Annotated in this window: 19 protein-coding genes; 13 read left to right on the plus strand and 6 right to left on the minus strand. The window is 67.4% G+C overall.

Annotated features, from left to right (window positions below):
• Nucleotides 1-17: 17 nt before the first annotated feature.
• Entirely contained in the window at nucleotides 18-506 is a 489-nt protein-coding gene (locus tag ACNQR1_RS23175; protein WP_418048036.1) for a winged helix-turn-helix transcriptional regulator, read from the minus strand.
• Between the two features lie 82 nt (nucleotides 507-588).
• Between ACNQR1_RS23175 and ACNQR1_RS23180 the strand changes: the two genes are divergently transcribed.
• Nucleotides 589-1,773, plus strand: a complete 1,185-nt coding sequence (locus tag ACNQR1_RS23180) for a thiolase family protein (RefSeq protein WP_418048037.1) — start codon at nucleotides 589-591, stop codon at nucleotides 1,771-1,773.
• Between the two features lie 67 nt (nucleotides 1,774-1,840).
• On the opposite strand, the gene ACNQR1_RS23185 is transcribed toward ACNQR1_RS23180, so the two are convergent.
• Both ACNQR1_RS23185 and aspS read right to left on the minus strand, forming a co-directional pair.
• On the minus strand, nucleotides 1,841-2,302 hold the full coding sequence (locus tag ACNQR1_RS23185) for a nitroreductase family deazaflavin-dependent oxidoreductase (RefSeq protein WP_418048038.1): 462 nt from the start codon (nucleotides 2,300-2,302) through the stop codon (nucleotides 1,841-1,843).
• A complete protein-coding gene (aspS, locus tag ACNQR1_RS23190) occupies nucleotides 2,299-4,074 on the minus strand; it encodes an aspartate--tRNA ligase (protein ID WP_418048039.1) in 1,776 nt (591 codons plus the stop codon). The genes ACNQR1_RS23185 and aspS overlap by 4 nt, the downstream gene beginning before the upstream one ends.
• Nucleotides 4,075-4,154: 80 nt before the next feature.
• Here aspS and ACNQR1_RS23195 point away from each other — a divergent pair, with 80 nt between their 5' ends.
• On the plus strand, nucleotides 4,155-5,054 hold the full coding sequence (locus tag ACNQR1_RS23195; RefSeq protein ID WP_418048040.1) for an oxidoreductase: 900 nt from the start codon (nucleotides 4,155-4,157) through the stop codon (nucleotides 5,052-5,054).
• Between the two features lie 36 nt (nucleotides 5,055-5,090).
• Nucleotides 5,091-5,594: an SRPBCC family protein gene (locus tag ACNQR1_RS23200; RefSeq protein WP_418048041.1), complete on the plus strand. Its 504-nt coding sequence runs from the start codon at nucleotides 5,091-5,093 to the stop codon at nucleotides 5,592-5,594.
• Nucleotides 5,595-5,598: 4 nt separating this feature from the next.
• Here ACNQR1_RS23200 and ACNQR1_RS23205 read toward each other — a convergent pair whose 3' ends face one another.
• Nucleotides 5,599-7,074 carry a carboxylesterase/lipase family protein gene (locus tag ACNQR1_RS23205; RefSeq protein ID WP_418048042.1) on the minus strand — a complete coding sequence of 492 codons (1,476 nt, stop codon included), beginning with the start codon at nucleotides 7,072-7,074 and terminating at the stop codon, nucleotides 5,599-5,601.
• 74 nt (nucleotides 7,075-7,148) lie between these two features.
• On the opposite strand from ACNQR1_RS23205, the gene ACNQR1_RS23210 reads away from it, so the two are divergent.
• The 8 genes from ACNQR1_RS23210 to ACNQR1_RS23245 all read left to right on the plus strand — a co-directional run bounded on the left by ACNQR1_RS23210 (nucleotide 7,149) and on the right by ACNQR1_RS23245 (nucleotide 14,652).
• Nucleotides 7,149-8,039, plus strand: coding sequence for a neutral zinc metallopeptidase (locus ACNQR1_RS23210; RefSeq protein ID WP_418048043.1), 891 nt, complete (start codon nucleotides 7,149-7,151; stop codon nucleotides 8,037-8,039).
• Nucleotides 8,032-9,666, plus strand: a complete 1,635-nt coding sequence (locus ACNQR1_RS23215; protein WP_418048044.1) for a DUF885 domain-containing protein — start codon at nucleotides 8,032-8,034, stop codon at nucleotides 9,664-9,666. Before ACNQR1_RS23210 ends, ACNQR1_RS23215 begins: the two co-directional genes overlap by 8 nt.
• A 21-nt stretch (nucleotides 9,667-9,687) precedes the next feature.
• Nucleotides 9,688-10,212, plus strand: a complete 525-nt coding sequence (locus ACNQR1_RS23220) for a DinB family protein (protein WP_418048045.1) — start codon at nucleotides 9,688-9,690, stop codon at nucleotides 10,210-10,212.
• 83 nt (nucleotides 10,213-10,295) lie between these two features.
• A complete protein-coding gene (locus ACNQR1_RS23225; protein WP_418050466.1) occupies nucleotides 10,296-11,177 on the plus strand; it encodes an RNA polymerase sigma-70 factor in 882 nt (293 codons plus the stop codon).
• Nucleotides 11,177-11,623, plus strand: coding sequence for an SRPBCC family protein (locus ACNQR1_RS23230; RefSeq protein WP_418048046.1), 447 nt, complete (start codon nucleotides 11,177-11,179; stop codon nucleotides 11,621-11,623). Before ACNQR1_RS23225 ends, ACNQR1_RS23230 begins: the two co-directional genes overlap by 1 nt.
• Nucleotides 11,624-11,655: 32 nt before the next feature.
• Nucleotides 11,656-12,168 carry a TetR/AcrR family transcriptional regulator gene (locus ACNQR1_RS23235; protein WP_418048047.1) on the plus strand — a complete coding sequence of 171 codons (513 nt, stop codon included), beginning with the start codon at nucleotides 11,656-11,658 and terminating at the stop codon, nucleotides 12,166-12,168.
• A 100-nt stretch (nucleotides 12,169-12,268) separates the two neighbouring features.
• Nucleotides 12,269-13,828 (plus strand): flavin-containing monooxygenase, encoded by a 1,560-nt coding sequence (locus ACNQR1_RS23240; RefSeq protein ID WP_418048048.1) that lies wholly within the window; start codon nucleotides 12,269-12,271, stop codon nucleotides 13,826-13,828.
• On the plus strand, nucleotides 13,825-14,652 hold the full coding sequence (locus tag ACNQR1_RS23245; protein WP_418048049.1) for a mycofactocin-coupled SDR family oxidoreductase: 828 nt from the start codon (nucleotides 13,825-13,827) through the stop codon (nucleotides 14,650-14,652). Before ACNQR1_RS23240 ends, ACNQR1_RS23245 begins: the two co-directional genes overlap by 4 nt.
• Before the next feature lie 14 nt (nucleotides 14,653-14,666).
• Here ACNQR1_RS23245 and ACNQR1_RS23250 read toward each other — a convergent pair whose 3' ends face one another.
• Together ACNQR1_RS23250 and ACNQR1_RS23255 are read right to left on the minus strand one after the other, a co-directional pair.
• Nucleotides 14,667-15,563, minus strand: a complete 897-nt coding sequence (locus ACNQR1_RS23250) for an acyl-CoA thioesterase (RefSeq protein WP_418048050.1) — start codon at nucleotides 15,561-15,563, stop codon at nucleotides 14,667-14,669.
• Between the two features lie 14 nt (nucleotides 15,564-15,577).
• Nucleotides 15,578-16,414 carry an LLM class flavin-dependent oxidoreductase gene (locus ACNQR1_RS23255; protein WP_418048051.1) on the minus strand — a complete coding sequence of 279 codons (837 nt, stop codon included), beginning with the start codon at nucleotides 16,412-16,414 and terminating at the stop codon, nucleotides 15,578-15,580.
• 91 nt (nucleotides 16,415-16,505) lie between these two features.
• Between ACNQR1_RS23255 and ACNQR1_RS23260 the strand changes: the two genes are divergently transcribed.
• Nucleotides 16,506-17,144 (plus strand): TetR/AcrR family transcriptional regulator, encoded by a 639-nt coding sequence (locus tag ACNQR1_RS23260; RefSeq protein WP_418048052.1) that lies wholly within the window; start codon nucleotides 16,506-16,508, stop codon nucleotides 17,142-17,144.
• A 112-nt stretch (nucleotides 17,145-17,256) separates the two neighbouring features.
• Nucleotides 17,257-18,486: an amidohydrolase family protein gene (locus ACNQR1_RS23265; protein WP_418048053.1), complete on the plus strand. Its 1,230-nt coding sequence runs from the start codon at nucleotides 17,257-17,259 to the stop codon at nucleotides 18,484-18,486.
• Nucleotides 18,487-18,509 lie beyond the last annotated feature (23 nt).

The raw sequence follows: 18,509 nt of genomic DNA on the forward strand, positions 1-18,509 counted from the left end.
GCCGAGAGTAGCGGTGATCACGAACTGCGACGCTCGTAGCGGACCACCAGGTCCTCTGGCGGCACGTAGTGTCCTTCATCACAACGGATTTCGACGCCGGCCAGGGCACCACAGCCGTCGTGCGCGAGTCGCAGCCCGGTGTCGCCGAGATGTTTGCGACCCCACTCGAACATGGCCCACACCACCGGCATGAAGTCGGTCCCCGATTCGGTGAGCACGTATTCGTCGCGCTCGCGCTGACCTGGCTCGCGGTAGGGCCGCTTTGCCAGCAGACCGGCGGCCACCAGGTCGGAGAGCCGCGCCGAGGTTGCCGCCTTGGTGATTCCGACCCGGCGCGCGAAGTCGTCGAATCTGGTGGTGCCGTAGAAGGCCTCGCGCATGATCAGCATCGCCGACTTGGTGCCTGCGAACGCCATGGTCCTCTCGATCGGGCAATGGCCCACCGCCGACCAACTGTCGCGGTCGGCGAGCCTGCCCTGCAGCATTCCCACGGAATCAAACCCCATCCCTGAGTTGTTCTAACTATACCCAGGTGCTATATCTGGGTAGCCATAACAATACTCAGCGTCGAGCATCAGGAGGCACGGAATGACCGGATATGCAGACCGGGACGCAGTCATCGTCGGAGCGGTCCGAACCCCGATCGGCAAAGGCAAGGCCAACGGCGCACTGCACGGCGTCCTGCCCGCGGATCTTCTGGCCCACAGCCTTCGGGAGCTGATCACCCGGACGGGTGTCGACCCGGTACTCGTCGACGACGTCATCGCCGGCGCCGTGACCCAGGTCGGCGATCAAGCCGTCAACATCGCCCGCAACGCGCTGCTGGGCGCCGGATTCCCCGAATCGGTACCCGGGACCACCGTCGACCGCCAGTGCGGCAGTAGCCAGCAGGCGATCAGCTTCGCCGCCCAAGGTGTGCTGGCCGGTGCCTACGACGTCGTGATCGCGGCGGGCGTGGAGTCCATGTCGCGGGTCCCGATGGGCAGCTCGGTACTGCCGGGCAGCGACCCGTTCGGCCTGGCCTTTGCCGAGCGGTACTCCGAAGGGCTTGTCCCGCAAGGGATCAGCGCTGAACTGATCGCGGCGAAGTGGGGATTCTCCCGGGCCCAGCTCGACGAGTTCTCGGCGAGCAGCCACGAGAAGGCCGCCCGGGCCACCAAAGACGGGCTGTTCGACGCCGAACTCGCGCCGGTCGCCGGACTGAGCATCGACGAGATCATCCGGCCGGGGACGACGGTCGACACCCTGTCCGGACTGAGGCCTGCGTTCTACAACGAGGCCTATGCCGCCCGATTCCCGCAGATCAACTGGGAGATCACCCCCGGAAACTCGTCACCGTTGTCCGACGGCAGCGCCGCGGTGATGATCACCAGCGGTGCGACGGCACGCAGGCTCGGCCTGAAGCCGCTGGCGCGCATCCACACCACGACGGTCGTGGGCTCCGATCCGCTCTACATGCTGACCGGCGTCATCCCGGCCACCGAGAAGGTGCTCGCGCGTTCCGGTCTGACGCTGGCGGACATCGACCTGTTCGAGGTCAACGAGGCCTTCGCCCCGGTGGTGCTGGCCTGGGCGGCCGACACCGGTGCCGATCTGGGCAAGACGAACGTCAACGGCGGGGCGATCGCGATCGGGCACCCGCTGGGCGCCAGCGGGGCACGCATCATGACCACGCTGGTCAATGCCCTGCAGCAGCGTGGCGGGCGCTACGGCCTGCAGACGATGTGTGAGGGCGGGGGCATGGCCAACGCGACCATCATCGAGCGGCTGTAACCGGTTTGTCAGGCTGGAGTGGCACTCGACTTCCACTGCCACTCCAGCGTGACAGTTGACGTACAGGTTAAGCGCGGACCAACTCGAACAGCGGGATGGCCCGGGTGGTCTTGGACTGATACTCGGCGAACACGGGTGCGGCCTCGGTGATCTTCGGGTAGGCCGCATCGCGCTCGGCGTCGGGCAGTTCCCGAGCCGTCGCGTCATACGCGCCGCCGCCCAGCTCGATGCGGACCTTCGGATTGGCCCGCAGGTTGTGCACCCACGCCGGATCCTTCGGCGCGCCCGCGTACGAGCCCACGATCAACATCTTGCCGTCGACGGTCAGATAGGCCAGTGGGGACAGCCGCGGCCGGCCCGACTTGGCGCCGGTGGTGTGCAGCAACAGCAAGTCGGCCCCCTCGAACGGACCGCCCACCTTGCCGCCGTTGGCCCGGAATTCCTCGACCACGTTGCGGTTGAAGTCATCGAGGGCCGCCGCGTCGGCGACCAGCTCGCCCTTGTCGAAGTCGGGATCGATATCGCTCATGACTTCTTGAGCTCCTCGGGCTTGGCGTCTATTCCCGATTCCTTGCGCTGTTGCGGGGTGATCGGCGCGGGCGCATCGGTCAGCGGGTCGACGCCGCCGCCCGACTTGGGGAACGCGATGACCTCGCGGATCGAGTCCACCCCGGCCAGCAGCGCAGTGATGCGGTCCCAGCCGAACGCGATGCCGCCGTGCGGCGGCGCCCCGAAGGCGAAGGCGTCCAACAGGAATCCGAACTTGTCCTGGGCCTCATCGTGGTCGATGCCCATCATGGCGAACACCCGTTCCTGGATGTCGCGCCGATGGATACGGATCGAGCCGCCGCCGATCTCGTTGCCGTTGCAGACGATGTCGTAGGCGTCGGACAACGCGCTGCCCGGATCGGTGTCGAAGGTGTCCTCCGACTCGACCTTGGGCGCGGTGAAGGCGTGGTGAACGGCCGTCCAGGCACCCGAACCCACGGCCACGTCGCCCGAGGCGGTCGCCACGTCGGCGGGCTCGAACATCGGGAAGTCCACCACCCAGGTGAACGCCCAGGCGGCCGGGTCGATCAGGTTCAGGCGCTTGGCGATCTCGATGCGGGTCGCGCCCAGCAGCGCACGCGCCGTCCTGGCCGGGCCCGCGGCGAAGAACACGCAGTCACCGGGCTGGGCACCGACGTGGGCGGCCAGTCCGTCGCGCTCGGCGTCGGTGAGGTTCTTGGCCACCGGGCCACCCAGCGTGCCGTCCTCGGCGATGAGCACGTAGGCCAGACCCTTGTGGCCACGCTGCTTGGCGAATTCCTGCCAGCCGTCGAGGGTGCGGCGCGGCTGCGACGCACCGCCGGTCATGACGACAGCGCCGACGTACGGCGCCTGGAACACCCGGAACGGGGTGTCCTTGAAGTAGTCGGTGCACTCGATGAGTTCGACGCCGAACCGCAGGTCGGGCTTGTCGGAACCGAACCGGCGCATCGCCTCGGCGTAGCTGATCCGCGGCAGCGGCAGCGGCAGGTCGTAGCCGACGAGGGCCCACAACGCCTTCAGGATCTGCTCGGAGATCGCGATGACATCGTCGGCGTCGACGAAGCTGAGCTCCATGTCGAGCTGGGTGAACTCCGGCTGGCGGTCGGCGCGGAAGTCCTCGTCGCGGTAGCAGCGCGCAATCTGGTAGTAGCGCTCCATGCCGGCGACCATGAGCAGCTGCTTGAACAACTGCGGGCTCTGAGGCAGCGCGTAGAACGAGCCGGGCTGCAGGCGCGCGGGCACCAGGAAGTCGCGGGCGCCTTCCGGGGTCGAACGCGTCAACGTCGGGGTTTCGATCTCGACGAAGTCGTGCTCGGACAGCACGTTGCGGGCGGCCGCATTCACCTTGGAACGCAACCGGATTGCGTGGCCCGGGCCCTCCCGGCGCAGATCCAGGTAGCGGTACTTGAGCCGGGCTTCCTCGCCTGCGGTCTCGTCGAGCTGGAACGGCAGCGGGGCGCTCTCGGACAGCACGGTCAGCGAGGTGGCGTTCACCTCGATCTTGCCGGTGGGGATGTCGGGGTTCTCGTTGCCCTCGGGCCGGACCTCGACCGTGCCGGTGACGGCGATGCAGAACTCGGCGCGCAGCCGGTGCGCGGCGGCGAGCACGTCGCCTTCGCGGAACACCACCTGTGACACACCCGACGCGTCACGCAGGTCGATGAAGATGACGCCGCCGTGATCACGGCGACGCGCCACCCATCCCGCCAAGGTGACCGTTTGACCGGCATCCGCGGCCCGCAATGAACCGGCGGCATGACTGCGCAGCACAAAAACTCCTGAATGTTGAGATCAGACGGGTGGTGACGACTGACCAGTCTAGAGAGTCGATCTGCGGCGGTAGCTTGGCGATGGTGAACTCCCCCATCGCGGTCATCGGTCCGGGCGCCATCGGCTCCACTGTCGCCGCACTGCTGCATGCGGCCGGCAAGTCCGTGGTGCTGTGTGGACGGACCCCACGCGACGGTGTCGAGGTCCGGCCCGACGACGGCGAGCCCATCCGGGTGCCGGGCCCGGTGCGCACCGATCCTGCCATCGTCGACGGCCCGCTCGACGTGGTGTTTCTCGCCGTCAAGGACACCCAGAACGCCCACGCCGCGGCCTGGCTGGACCGGCTGTGCGACGAGAACACCGTGGTGTGCGCGCTGCAGAACGGCGTCGAGCAGGTCGAGCGGGTCAGTGCGGTCAGCCGGTACACCGATGAGGCCCACGTCGTGCCCGCAGCGGTGTGGATCTCATCGGAGATGCAGCCCGGCGGCTGGGTCCGGCTGCGCAGTGAGGCCCGGCTGGTGCTGCCCGACACCCCGGCGACCGCGACCGTGGCCGACGTGCTGCACGGCACCGCGATCACCGTCGAACGCGACCCCGATTTCCGCAGCGCCGCCTGGCGCAAGCTACTGGTCAACGCCGTGGTCGGGTTCATGGTGCTGGCCGACCGACGCGCGGGGATGTTCCGCCGCGACGACGTGGCCACGCTGGCGCGGGGCTACCTGACCGAATGCCTGGCGGTGGCCCGGGCCGACGGCGCCGAGCTGGCCGATGCGGTGGTCGATGAGATCGTCACGATGCTGGCCGCCGCGCCAGAGGATCTGACCACCTCGATGCTGACCGACCACCAGGCAGGCCGGCCGCTGGAATGGGACACCCGCAACGGCGTCATCATCCGCAAGGCCGCCGCGTATGGCCTGCCCACCCCGATCAGTGACGTCGTCGTCCCCTTGCTGGCGGCCGCCGGCGACGGCCCGGGCTGACCCACCACTAGACACTCTCCCCTAGGGTGTCTACCCATGGCCCGGACCTACCAGTGCGAACGCGTCGAGTTGGACTTCATCGACCGCGCGCCGTTCCGCTTCGTCAGCACCGTCGACCTCGCCATCACCCCCGAGCAGCTGTTCGAGGTGCTCAGCGACGCGACCTCCTGGCCACACTGGGCCACCGTCATCACCAACGTGGAGTGGACCAGCCCCGAACCCCGGGGCATCGGCACCACGCGCACGGTCACGATGCGCGGCCACATCGTCGGCGACGAGGAATTCCTGGCATGGGAACCGTTCTCCCACATGGCATTCCGTTTCAACACCAGCACCTCGAACGCGATCTCTGCCTTCGCCGAGGATTACCGCGTGGTGGAGACCGCCGACGGCTGCCACCTGACCTGGGTGATGGCCATGAAGCCGAGGGGGCTGGCCGGGCGGCTCGGGATGACCATGGGCCGGCCGGTGATGGCGTGGCTGTTCCAGCGGTTCCTGTACAACCTGCGCCGATACAGCAACGAGCGCTACGGCAAGTAGGGCGTCAGCCCAGCCCTTCCCACGCCACCCGGCGCACCGCGTCGGGGTCGGCGACGGTCTCGTCGCGCGTCGACCGGATCACCCGGGTCAGCCGCCGCTCGACGTCGTACTCCGGCCAGTCGGCGATCTCGGCCCGGGCGAAATCCAGCCAGGTTCGTTGCATCCGCCGGCCGACCGACGGCTGTACCCGCCGGCCCAGCGGGTGCAGCTTGCGCCCGAGATATGACCCGTAGCTGTGCTGGATGTGCACGATCTCGCTGCCGTGCGTCGCGCCGAGGCCCAACACCTTCAACGTCCACGTGGTGTGATCGAACCGGTACACGTGGGTGGGCGCGTGCGCGCTGTAGGCATCGGCGAACGCCCAGGTCGGCGCGCCGAACATGACGTCGGAGCCGAACGCGATCAGTGCCCGGCGGCGCGGGAAATCCGGATAGGCGGCCAACACCCGGTCGCGGTCGTGCGGCGTGTGACGGCGCAGATAGTCCTCGGCGCCGGCCGGCGTGGTCGGAAGCATCGGCGGCTTACCCCACGCGAACATCGACGCCTCGTGGCTGTTGGTGCCGATGATCAGCGGCACCGCGGACACCTCGCCCGCGCGTGCGGCTTCGGTCGGGTGCAGCGGCAGCAGGTCGACACCGTGGGTCAGCCCATAGGCCAATGTCGGTGTCTGCTGCGCGCTCTCGAGCTGCAACTGACCGGCGGCGCGGCGCAACTGTCGCTGCGGCAGCACCTTGAGCTGCTCGGCACCGACCCCCAGCAGTTGCATGAACCGTCGCGACTGCCGGGCCCGGTCCTCGCGGTCGGCGATCAGCGGCAGCGCCGGGCTCTGGGCGATGGCCCGGGCAAACAACCCGCCGGCGGCCGGGCTGGCCAGAAGGGCCAACACCGATGTGGCACCGGCCGATTCACCGAACACCGTCACCTGTTCGGGATCGCCGCCGAATGCGGCGATGTTGTCGCGCACCCACTGCAGCGCCGCAATTTGGTCGCGCAGGCACAGGTTGTCGTCGAATCCCTCACCCAGGTCACCGAGTTCGAATCCGCCGAACACGCCGAGCCGGTAGGTGACGTTGACGACCACCACGTTGCCGTTCGCGGCCAGCCGCGAGCCGTTGTACAGCTGCAACTGCCCGGCGCCGTAGACGAAGGCTCCGCCGGGGATCCACACCATCACCGGCAGCGATCCACCCGTGTCGGGCGACCACACCGTGACGGTCAGGCAAGCCTCGTCGCGGACCTTGGGGTCGTCACGGCCTCCCCCGACGAACGACCGGCCCTGTGGCGGCAAAGGGCCGTGCTCGACGGCGTCGCGCACCCCGGTCCAGGGCACCACGGGCCGCGGCGCCAGGAAGCGCAGCGCGCCGATGGGCTGCTGGGCGTACTCGACACCCCGCCATACGCTGACCCCGCCTTCGCGGGTGCCGCGTAGCCGCCCCAGCGAGGTGTGGGCGATGGTCGAATGTTCCGCAACGACGGACACGCCTGAATCTTAGTGTGGCAAGCTGAACGGGCTGTTGAGCACGCACCTACCGGCGAATGCGATGGAGTCACGCGATGACCTTCAACGAGGGTATGCAGATCGACACGAGCACCACTTCCAGTTCCGGCGGTGGCCGCGGCCCCGGCCGTGGCATCGCGATCGGCGGAGGAATGGGCGGCCTGTTGATCGTGGTGCTCGCGTTGTTCCTCGGTGTCGACCCCGGCACGGTGCTCCCCCAGCAGCAGGAGATCTCCACCAACGGTGTCGAGGCCGAAGGTTTCGACCTGAGCCAGTGCAAGACCGGTGCGGATGCCAACTCCAAGGTCGAATGCCGCGTGGTCGCGACCGGAAACTCGGTGGACGGCGTGTGGCAGCAACTGCTCAAGGGCTACACCCGTCCGCACGTGCGACTGTTCAAGGGCCAGGTCCAGACCGGCTGCGGTCCGGCCACCAGTGACGTCGGGCCGTTCTACTGCCCGGTGGACAAGACGGCCTACTTCGACACCGACTTCTTCCAGGTGCTCGTCGACCAGTTCGGTTCCAGCGGAGGCCCGCTCGCGCAGGAATACGTGGTGGCCCACGAATTCGGTCATCACGTGCAGGACCTGCTCGGCAACCTGGGCCGGGCCCAGCGCGATCCCGAGGGCGCCACCGGCGCCGGTGTGCGCACCGAGCTACAGGCCGACTGCTACGCCGGGGTGTGGGCGCACTACGCGTCGATCACCCGGCAGGAGGGCACCGACGTGCCGTTCCTGGAACCGCTGAGCGACAAGGACATCGCCGACGCGCTGTCGGCGGCCTCCTCGGTGGGTGACGACCGGATCCAGAAGCAGGCCACCGGCCGGGTCAATCCCGAGGCCTGGACCCACGGTTCCTCCGAACAGCGCCAGAAGTGGTTCACCATCGGATACCAGACCGGTGACCCGAACAAGTGCGACACCTTCGCCGCGAACAACCTTGGCTAGGGCCGCCACCGCCGTCGACAAGGTAGCCGAGCGCTACCTGGACACCTACGCGCGCCTCGACCCGTGCGCCGCAACCGAACTCGGTATCACAGGTCACGACGACGACGTCACCGACTACTCCCCGCAGGGAGTGACGGCGCGGGCCGAGGCGGCCCGTTCCACCTTGCGGGAGCTCGACGGGATCGAGCCCGTCGACGACGTCGACGTGGTGACCGTGGCCGCACTGCGCGAGCGCCTCGGCGCGATCGTCGACGTCAACGATGCCGGCCTGGACCTGGGCGAGCTGAACGTCATCGCGTCACCGCTGCAGACCATGCGCGACGTATTCGACCTGATGCCCACCGACACTGAGGATGACTGGGCGCTGATCGCCGCGAGGTTGGCGAAAGTGCCCGAGCGGGCCGCAGGTTACGCGGACGCGCTGCGGAAGTCCGCCGGCAGCGGGCACGCCCCCGCCCTGCGCCAGATCACCCGCGGGGTCGCCCAGGCCCGTCAGATCGGGCAGCTGTTCGCCCAGATGTGCACCGGTGCGGCACCGGGAAACCCACGCCTTCATGCCGAGTTGCGGCAGCGGGGTGAAGCCGCGGCCGACGCCTACCGGCAATTGGGCGATGTGCTGCGCGAGGAGGTCGCGCCGCTCGCCCGGCAATCCGATGCGTGTGGACGTGACACGTACCGCCTCATGTCACGGATGTTTTTGGGCACCGCCGTCGATCTCGACGAGGCCTACGAGTGGGGTTTGGGACTGCTCGATGCCGTTGTGGCCGAACAGGAATCGATAGCCCAGCAGCTCTATCCAGGTGCCACGGTAGCCGAGACGCTGCGCCGGCTCGACGAGGAGCCCCGATACGTCATCAGCGGCACGGACGCCCTGCAGGCCTGGATGCAGCAGCTCTCCGACCGCGCGGTGGAATCACTGGCCGGCACCCACTTCGACATCGACGGGCCACTTCGCACCCTTGAGTGCCGGATCGCGCCGACCCAGACCGGCGGCATCTACTACACCGGGCCGTCGGAGGACTGGTCGCGCCCCGGACGCATGTGGTGGTCGGTACCGCCCGGGGTCGAGCAGTTCCACACCTGGCAGGAAACCACCACGGTCTTCCACGAAGGTGTGCCCGGCCATCACCTGCAGATCGGCCGCGCGGTGGCCTTGGCCGATCAGCTCAACCGGTGGCGGCGGCTGGGATGCTGGGTGTCGGGCCACGGCGAGGGCTGGGCGCTGTACGCCGAGCGGTTGATGGCCGAGCTGGGCTGGCTCGACGATGCCGGGGACCGGATGGGAATGCTTGACGCGCAACGGTTCCGCGCGGCCCGGGTGGTCATCGACATCGGCGTGCACTGCGGCCTGACGGCACCCGACGGCGAGGTCTGGGACGCAGAGCGAGCGTGGAACTTCCTGACCTCACATTCGGCCATGGCCGAGGAGAACCTGCGCTTCGAGCTGGATCGCTATCTGGGCTGGCCGGGGCAGGCACCCTCGTACGCCATCGGTCAGCGGATCTGGCACGAACTGCGCGACGAGAGCCTGCGCAAGGGATCGTCGTTGCGGGAATTCCACAGCCGTGCACTGGATCTGGGTGGGCTGCCCCTCGATGTGCTCAGATCGGCGTTGTCGTCCGGCTGACCGCGGGTCGACACTGGTGACATGGAAGAGCTGGAGCCCGATACCAAGGACTGGACCTGGGTGCTGTCCCGCGTGTGCCCCGAGTGCGGGTTCGACCCGACGGTGGTGCACCGGGGCGAGGTCGCCGGCCTGATCCGCGACGACGCCGCGCAGTGGGTGCCCCGCCTGCACCGTCCCGGGGTGGCCGCCAGGACCCGAACGGACCGGTGGTCGATCCTCGAGTACGGCTGCCACATCCGTGACGTTCACCGGATCTTCGAGCACCGCGTGGAGTTGATGCTGACCGAGGACGATCCGCAGTTCCCGAACTGGGATCAGGACGCCACCGCGATCGCCGACGACTACGGAGCGCAGGACCCGGTCACCGTCGCCACCGAACTGTTCGAGGCCGCAGGCGCCGTCGCCGACACCTACGACCGCGTGCCGGCCGACGCCTGGTCGCGGCGCGGCCTGCGCAGCAACGGCAGCGAGTTCACCGTCGCGACGATCGCGGTCTATCACCTGCACGACATCGTGCACCACGCGCACGACGTCGCCTCCATGTGACCCAACTCACAGCCGAAGGCTGTCACGGTTCGGCCGCCGAGCGGTGTCTGAGAGTGTGACAACCACGGGCATAGGGGGATCATCTGAACGCGACCGAGATATTCGCCGGGCAGCGTCCGCTGCTCTTCACACTGGCGTACGAGATCCTGGGAAGTGCCGCTGACGCCGAAGATGTGGTGCAGGAGAGCTATCTGCGGTGGATCACCGCGGGGGAGGTCACCTATCCGCACGCGTATCTGGTTCAGATCGTCACGCGGCAGGCCCTCAACGCGCTACGCACGAGCAGGCGCCGACGCGAGGACTATGTCGGGAACTGGCTTCCCGAGCCGATCCAGACCGCGACGGACGTGAGCGAGGACGCCGTTCTCGCCGAATCCGTTTCGATGGCGATGCTGCTGATCCTGGAGACGCTCAGCCCCGACGAGCGCGTGGTGTTCGTCCTCAACGAAGTATTCGGTTACAGCCATCCCGAGATCGCCCGCGTGGTGGGCAAGTCCGACACCACGGTGCGCCAGATCGCCCATCGCGCACGCGAACACGTTCGCGCCCGACGCCGGCGCTTCGCGCCGGATCCGGAACTGGCGCGCGCCACCGTCACGAAGTTCCTGCGGGCCGCTCACACCGGGGACATCGAGGGACTCGTCGCAGTGATGGCGCCCGAGGTCGTGGCGCTGTCCGACGGCGGCGGCCAGGTGTCGGCGGCGCGTCGCCCGGTCGTCGGGCCGCAGCGCGTCGCGCAGTTCATGGCGGGACTCGCCCAGGGCGATATGGCCGGGTTCGACGTCACCTTCGGCAGGTACAACTCGATGCCGGCCGTCCTGTTCCGCCGGGACGGCGCGCTGGACTCGGTCCTGCTCATCGAGGTGACCGACGGACTCATCACCGCGCTCTACGCGATGCGCAACCCCGACAAACTGCGCGACGCCGATGCAACGCGCACCCTGACCAGACAGCAGGAGGACTGATGCAGACCATCACCGTCGAACGGACCATCGCGGCACCGCAGGATCAGGTGTTCGAATTCATGAGCAACGCAGCCAATTTCACGCGCTCGCCGCTGGTGCTTCGGCAGCGGCTGGCCGAGCCCGGCCTGCAGGCGCCCTACGGGCAGGGGGCGGTGCGCATCCTGCTCTGGACCATCGGCTGGTTCCGGGAACGCGTCACCGCCTACGACGCGCCGCACTCGTTCGACTACGCGGTCGAACGCAGTTTCCCGCCCTCGGAACACCGGCACGGCAGCGTCGGCTTCGCCGCGGTGGACGGGGGCACCCACGTCGTATGGACCACGACATTCCGGGTGAAGTTTCCACTCATCGGCGGGGCGCTGACCCGCTGGGTGGGCCGGCCGATGCTGACCAGGGTGTTCAACGACGTGCTGGACGCCGCGGCGGCAGATCTGCCAAAACACTGACCGCATTGAACACATTTCGTTAATGTGTTCAAATGCGCGACACGGACCGGGCGGTGCCACCCGCGCTGCTCGGCGCCACCGCGGCGACGCTCAGGCTTTTGGGCCCAAGGCAATTCAGCCTCACCGCAGTCGCCGAACACGCGGGCGTATCCCGCGGCACCGCCCACAACGCACTGGGCAGTCGCGACAACGCCATCAGGATCGGGCTGGACCATCTGGCCGACGCGTTCATCGAGACCGTCGCGGCAGAGGTGGGCCGTCACGACACCCTGGCCGATCAGGTCGCCGCGGCGGCCGTGGTCATCTGCGCGCACCGGCAGCAGTCGGACTCCGTGGCGCCGCGCGGCATCAACGAGAGCATCCTGGTGCTGCTGCTGCGCAACACGGGTGACGATCTGATGCGGCGCTCGATCGAGCTGTGGAAGCCGATCGTGCGGGCAGCCCAGGAACGCGGCGAGGTCGGCTCCGGCGTCGCACCGGCGCGGGCCAGCGAGTGGATCGTGCGCCTGCTGCTGAGCTTCGAACTTCTCCCCCGATCGGCGTGAACCTCGACAGTCCACGCGCGGTGAAACGATTCGTGTCCGACCACATCGTCGTCGGCCTCACCGGAAGGCAGCAATGACAGAATCTTCGATTGCTCCTCGCGTGCGCACGCCAGACTACGAGGTGGCGATCATCGGCGCCGGTCCCGGCGGCATCGCCACAGCACACCTGTTGCGCAAGAAGGGCATCCGCGACTTCGTCATCATCGAACGCGGAAACGACTTCGGTGGCACCTGGCGCGACAACCACTACCCCGGCCTTGCCGTCGACATCCCCACCCTGTGGTACCAGCTGTCGTTCGCCCCCAACCCGAACTGGAGCAGATTCTTCGCTCCCGGGCCGGAGATCCATCGCTACCTGCGCGACACGGCCACGGATCTCGGACTCTACGAACACCTTCGGCCGAACTCCGAGGTCATCCGCCAGCAGTGGGACGACGAACACGGTTTGTGGAGACTGGAGATCCGCGACGGCGCGCCCGTGACCGCGCGTTTCGTGGTCAGTTCGGTCGGCGGGTACGTCAACGCCAAGAACACCGTCGACATCGACGGGGTCGAGGATTTCACCGGAACCATCCTGCGCCCCAACGCCTGGGACGACAGCTACGACACCGTGGGCAAGCGCATCGCGGTGATCGGGACCGGATCGTCGGGCGTGCAGATCACCGCCGCGCTGTCGGCGGAAGCGGCCAATCTCGATGTCTATCAACGCACTCCGGCGTGGGTGCTGCCGAAGGTCGACTTCGACATCTCACCGCGGTTGCGGCGGCTGTTCCGGCTGCCCGGATTCGTCCCGGTCGTCAACGTGGCCGGCCGGCTGGCGATGGACATCTTCATGGTGGCGCCCATCGTCCACGTGTTCTCCCGGCTGCCGGACAAATGGTTGCGCCGCTTGCTGCCGCTCTACGACGGTTGGTCCCGGCTGCTGTACCGGCTGTTGTTGCGCGCGGTCGTCGACGACCCGGCGACCCGGCGAAAGTTGGTGCCGCGCTATGGCATCCTGGCGAAGCGACCGGTGATCTCCAGCACGTTCCTGCCGGCACTGAACAACCCGAACACCAACCTGATCACCACGCCGATCGAGCGGATCACCGCGACCGGGATCCGCACCACCGACGGTGTCGATCACCCGGCCGACCTGCTGGTGCTGGCCACCGGCTACGAACTGTGGATCGACCCGGAGACCTACCGTCCGGACACCATCCTGGGGCCCAACGGTTTCGACCTCGCCCGGTACTACCGGGCACACGGCCTGCACAGTTATGCGGGCACAGCCCACCCACGCCTACCCAACCGCTGGGAGATCGTCGGCCCGCTCGGCTTCGTCGGATTCGCCTGGCTGGACTATGTGGAGACCGTGGCCGCACACGCCGTGCGGATCATCGACGAGACCCGCCACCGTGGCGCGCAGGTCGCCACCGTCAGTCAGGACGCGTTCAACCTGTGGAACGAGCGGATGCGCCGCGACGGCCGGGTCGCGCACCTGTACTACACCGCGACGTCGGGACTGAACACCTATTTCGTCAACTCCCGGCACGAAACCCCGTACTACCGACCGCAGACCATCACCGGCTCCCGGCAGTTCGCGCGCCGTTCCCCGCTGTCCGACTACGAGTTCACCGATGTCCGTGTCCCCGCGCTACCCGAGGAGCAACCCGCATGAGCCATCCCGATGCCCCACTTGCCGGGCGGGTCGCCTACGTCACCGGAGCCGCGCGTGGGCAGGGCCGCTCGCATTGTGTGCGGTTGGCCCGCGCGGGAGCCGACATCGTCGCGCTCGACGCCTGCGCACCCGTCGCCGAGCACAACGGATATGCGTCTGCCACACCGGAGGATCTCGCCGAGACCGTGGCATTGGTCGAGGGCGAGGGCCGCAAGATCCTGGCCCGCGAGGTCGACGTGCGCGACGCCGAAGGGCAGCGCAGGCTGGTCGCCGACGCGGTCGAGCAGTTCGGCCGGCTCGACATCGTCGTCGCCAACGCCGGCGTGCTCAATTGGGGCCGGCTGTGGGAGATCCCGGCACAGCAGTGGCAGGACATCATCGATGTCAATCTCACCGGGCTCTTCCACACCGTGCAGGCGGTGGTGCCGCCGATGATCGCTGCGGGCAACGGCGGTTCGATCATCACCGTCAGCTCGGCCGCAGGCATCAAGGCCGTGCCCGGGTGCGGTCACTACTGTGCCAGCAAGTTCGGCGTCGTCGGGCTCACCAATTCGCTGGCGGTCGAACTGGGCGAGTTCGGAATCCGGGTGAACTCGATCCACCCGTACGGCACCGACACCCCGATGGGCAACGACCTGTCGATGTATCAGATGTTCGCCGACCATCCGACCTACATCCACAGCTTCTCCCCTGGTGCCCTGCCGACCGATTCGCTGGCCCCGCCCGACACCATCTCCGACATCGTGGTGTGGCTGGCCGGCGACGCGTCGTCGTTGGTCACCGCCGCCCAGATCCCGGCAGACAAGGGGTATCTGAAGATCTGAGCGGCGGCGCCTGCCTACAGCCGCGAGTGGGCCGAGATGCTGGTGTCGGTGGTGCGCAGCGGCCGGATCAGCGCGTCCTGGCTGAACGACGCGATGAGTTCGCCCTCTTCGGTGTGCACGGCGCCGCGCACATAGGACATCCCCGAGCCGACCTGGGTGCTCTCGTGGCTGTAGAGCAGCCAGCCGTCCCAGCGGACCGGCTCGTGGAAACTCACGGTGACGGTCATCGGCGCGGTCGACACGGTGAGGTGGGCCTGGGAGGTACCGATGCCTTCGTGGGCCCGCATGGTGGTCGAAATACCCAGGTGCCCGGTGAAGTACGCGATCAGCGCCTTGGCCAGGTCGTCACGGGCCGGGACGGGGTCGTAGTGCAGCCACGCGTAGAGCTCGGGCGGGCCGACCTCGTCGGGGCTGTTGACGTCCACCACGTCGACAAGCCGCAGCTCGCGGCCGATCATCGGCATGGGCGAGACGTTCGAGTCTGCCGGACCCGCGACCTCGGGCCGCGGCAGGTGATGCCGGATCACGTCACCGGAGGGCACGTCGGTGAACACCGTGATGGTGATGCAACGTTTTCCGTTCTGCGACGCGGCGACCACCGCGGTGGCGGTGGACCGGCCTTCACTGATCACGTCGATGTCGAGCTCCACCGGCGGTCCGACCATGACCGCACGGGCGAACACCGCGTGCGCGGAGCGAACCGACTTGTCCGGAAACCGTTTGGCCGCTGCGACGATGGCCGCACCCACGATCTGGGTTCCTTCCACCACCTGGCGCTCGTCGACGCCGGCGATGCCGGTCTGCACGGTGAAACGGTTCTCCCCCGCGGGTTCTGCGTCGAAAAGGTCGAGCAGCATCTGCAACGTCCACTGCGTCGGCTCCACCGCGGTCTCGGCGGGTTCGGTTGTCATGTTCTTCCTCTCGGTCACGAATTGATGACTGTCTCGGCGAATTCCGAAATAGTTGGGGGCGCGGCGAAATCGGCGAACCACACGTAGAAGCGTTCGACGCCCTGGGCCGACAGACCCGCGAAATGGTCCTTCATCTCGGCGGCGTTGCCGCACACCAATCCGTCGCCCAGGTGCCCGAACAACCGGGTGCTGCGTTCGGTCACCGCCGCACGATCGGCGCCCTGCCCCACGAAACCGACCATCTGCTGCAGGGAGACCCGCGCCGAACCCACCGTCGGCAGCAATGCGGGCAGTCGATCCAGCTGATGCGACGGAATGTTCCACCAGTCGGCGTGCGTGCGCACCAGTTCCATCATGTGCTTGCCGGTTCCGCCCAGTACCAACGGAATCGGATGAGCGGGCGGCGGCGTCTGCGCTCGTTCGTCGTCGCCGGACCAATACTGCTGCAGCAGAGCCAGATTCTCACCGAGCCTGCGTACCCGCGCCGCGGCGTCACCGGTCTCGATGCCGAATCGCTCGAACTCCTGCGGCCAGGAACCCGACCCCAGCCCGAGCTCGAACCGTCCACCGCTGGCCGCCGACAACGTGACGGCCTGCTTGGCCAGCACTGCCGGATGCCGGAACGCGTCGCACAGCACCAGGTGGCCGATCCGCAGCCGCTCGGTCCTGGCCGCCACCCAGGTGGCGACAGTCATTGCCTCCCAGATGCTTTGGTGGGTGGCGCCGGGAGCCTCCAGATGGTCGATGAACGCGATGCCGTCGAAGCCGGCGGCCTCGGCCACCTGCGCGCGCTCGACGATGCCGTCGACGTCCAGCCGCACCTGGGGTAGGAACAGGAACCACTCACTCATCGATGCAACACATAATCACAAGCCGCCTATTGCTTCTACAGAAACGGTAACGTCATTCTCGCAAGTGCAGCATGACGGAGGTGATGGCGCAATGGCTAGGCCGGCCGAACGAACGACCGACGGCGCACGCGCCGAGGCGCAGGCCGACCGGGCCCGCCGCTTCATGAAATCGGCGCTGGCCATCCTGGGCGAGACGGGACGTACAGACTTCACCGTGCTCGAGGTGGTGGAGCGCTCCAAGACCTCACTGAGGTCGTTCTACCAGCACTTTTCCACCAAGGACGAGCTGCTGCTGGCCCTCATCGACAAGATCATGGCCGAATCCACGCAGCGCTGGCGCTCCGACACCGACGGACTGCCCGGCCCCGAGGCGCTGCGGTCGCTCATCGAGCGCATCACCACGCCCGCGTCGTCGAGCACCCAGGACAGCATCAACCGCGGTCTGACCTTCTACAACGATCATCTCGCCGAGTCGCTGCCCCGTGAGTACGCCCGGGTGCTGACGCCATTACACGAGCTCATCGGCGACATCCTGCGACGCGGAATGAGCTCGGGCGCCTTCCGGCCCGACATCGATGTCCAGAGCACCGCGGCCCTGATCATGCAGTCGGTGCTGGGCGCGATGCGCCTGCGCTCACTGGGCGTGGAGCTCAATGGCACACCGATCGAGGGCGAGCACATCTACCAGTTCTGCGTACGCGGCCTGTCGACACCCGAATCTCCCGCTTGACCAGCGCTTTCCGACCTTTTTGAGCGATCGCCCGAATGAGCTCGTCCGCGCTGCTCATCACGTGGTAACGTCATTACCAGTTTCGAAAACCACACTCTTCCAGGAGGCGAACATGCCCTCACGCGAGCTTCCCTACCCGGTGTTCGACGCCGACAACCACTTCTATGAGCCCAAGGAAGCGCTGACCAAATTCCTGCCCGAGCACCGCAAGGGCGTCATCGACTACATCGATGTGCACGGCCGCACGAAGATCGTGGTGCGCAACCACATCAGCGACTACATCCCGAACCCCACGTTCGAGGTCGTCGCCCGCCCCGGCGCCCAGGAGGAGTACTTCCGTCACGGCAGCGGCGGCAAGAGCTACCGCGAGGTGATGGGCAAGCCCATGAAGGCCATCCCCGCCTTCCGCAATCCCGAAGCGCGCCTTGAGGTTCTCGACAGCCTCGGCCTGGATTACACGATCATGTTCCCGACGTTGGCCAGCCTGGTCGAGGAACGCCTGAAGGACGACCCGGACCTGATCCTCGACATCATTCACGCGCTCAACGAGTGGATGTACGAGACCTGGCAGTTCAACTACTCCGACCGCATCTTCTCCACCCCGGTCATCAATCTCGGCGTCGTCGACCGCGCCCTCGAAGAACTTGAGTGGTGCCTGGAACGCGGGGCGAAGACCGTGCTGGTCCGCCCGGCGCCGGTGCCCGGCTACCGCGGCACGCGTTCGCTGGGTCTGCCCGAATTCGACCCGTTCTGGGACGCCTGCGTCAAAGCCAGTATCCCGGTCTGCATGCACGCCTCGGACAGCGGCTATTCCCAGTACCTCAACGACTGGGAGCCGGCCGAGGAGTTCACACCGTTCAAGCCGACCTCGTTCCGGATGGTCGCGATGGGCAAGCGGCCGATCGAAGACACCATGGCCGCGCTGGTCTGCCACGGCGCGCTGACCCGCAACCCTGATCTGCGGATCCTGTCGGTGGAAAACGGCGCCTCCTGGGTGCCGTACCTGTTCTACCAGTTCCAGGACGTCTACTCGAAGATGCCGCAGGAGTTCCCGGAGGATCCGGTCGAGGCGTTCAAGCGGTGCGTGTACGTCGCCCCGTTCTGGGAAGACGACTTCAAGAAGATGGCCGACCTGTGCGGCATCGACCGCATCATCTTCGGATCCGACTGGCCGCACCCCGAGGGCCTCGCGGATCCGATCAACCTGGTCGACGACCTCCAGGCGCACGGCCTCGACGACGAGGGTGTCCGAAAGGTGATGGGCGGCAACCTTGTCGACCTGTTCAAGGTCGCGAACAAGAAGGTGTACCGGCCCGATGTCCCGGCACTCGTCCTGAACTGATCTAGTCCCCCTCACACACAAGA

Source organism: Mycobacterium sp. 48b (assembly GCF_048282725.1).
In the GTDB taxonomy this organism is placed as follows: domain Bacteria; phylum Actinomycetota; class Actinomycetes; order Mycobacteriales; family Mycobacteriaceae; genus Mycobacterium.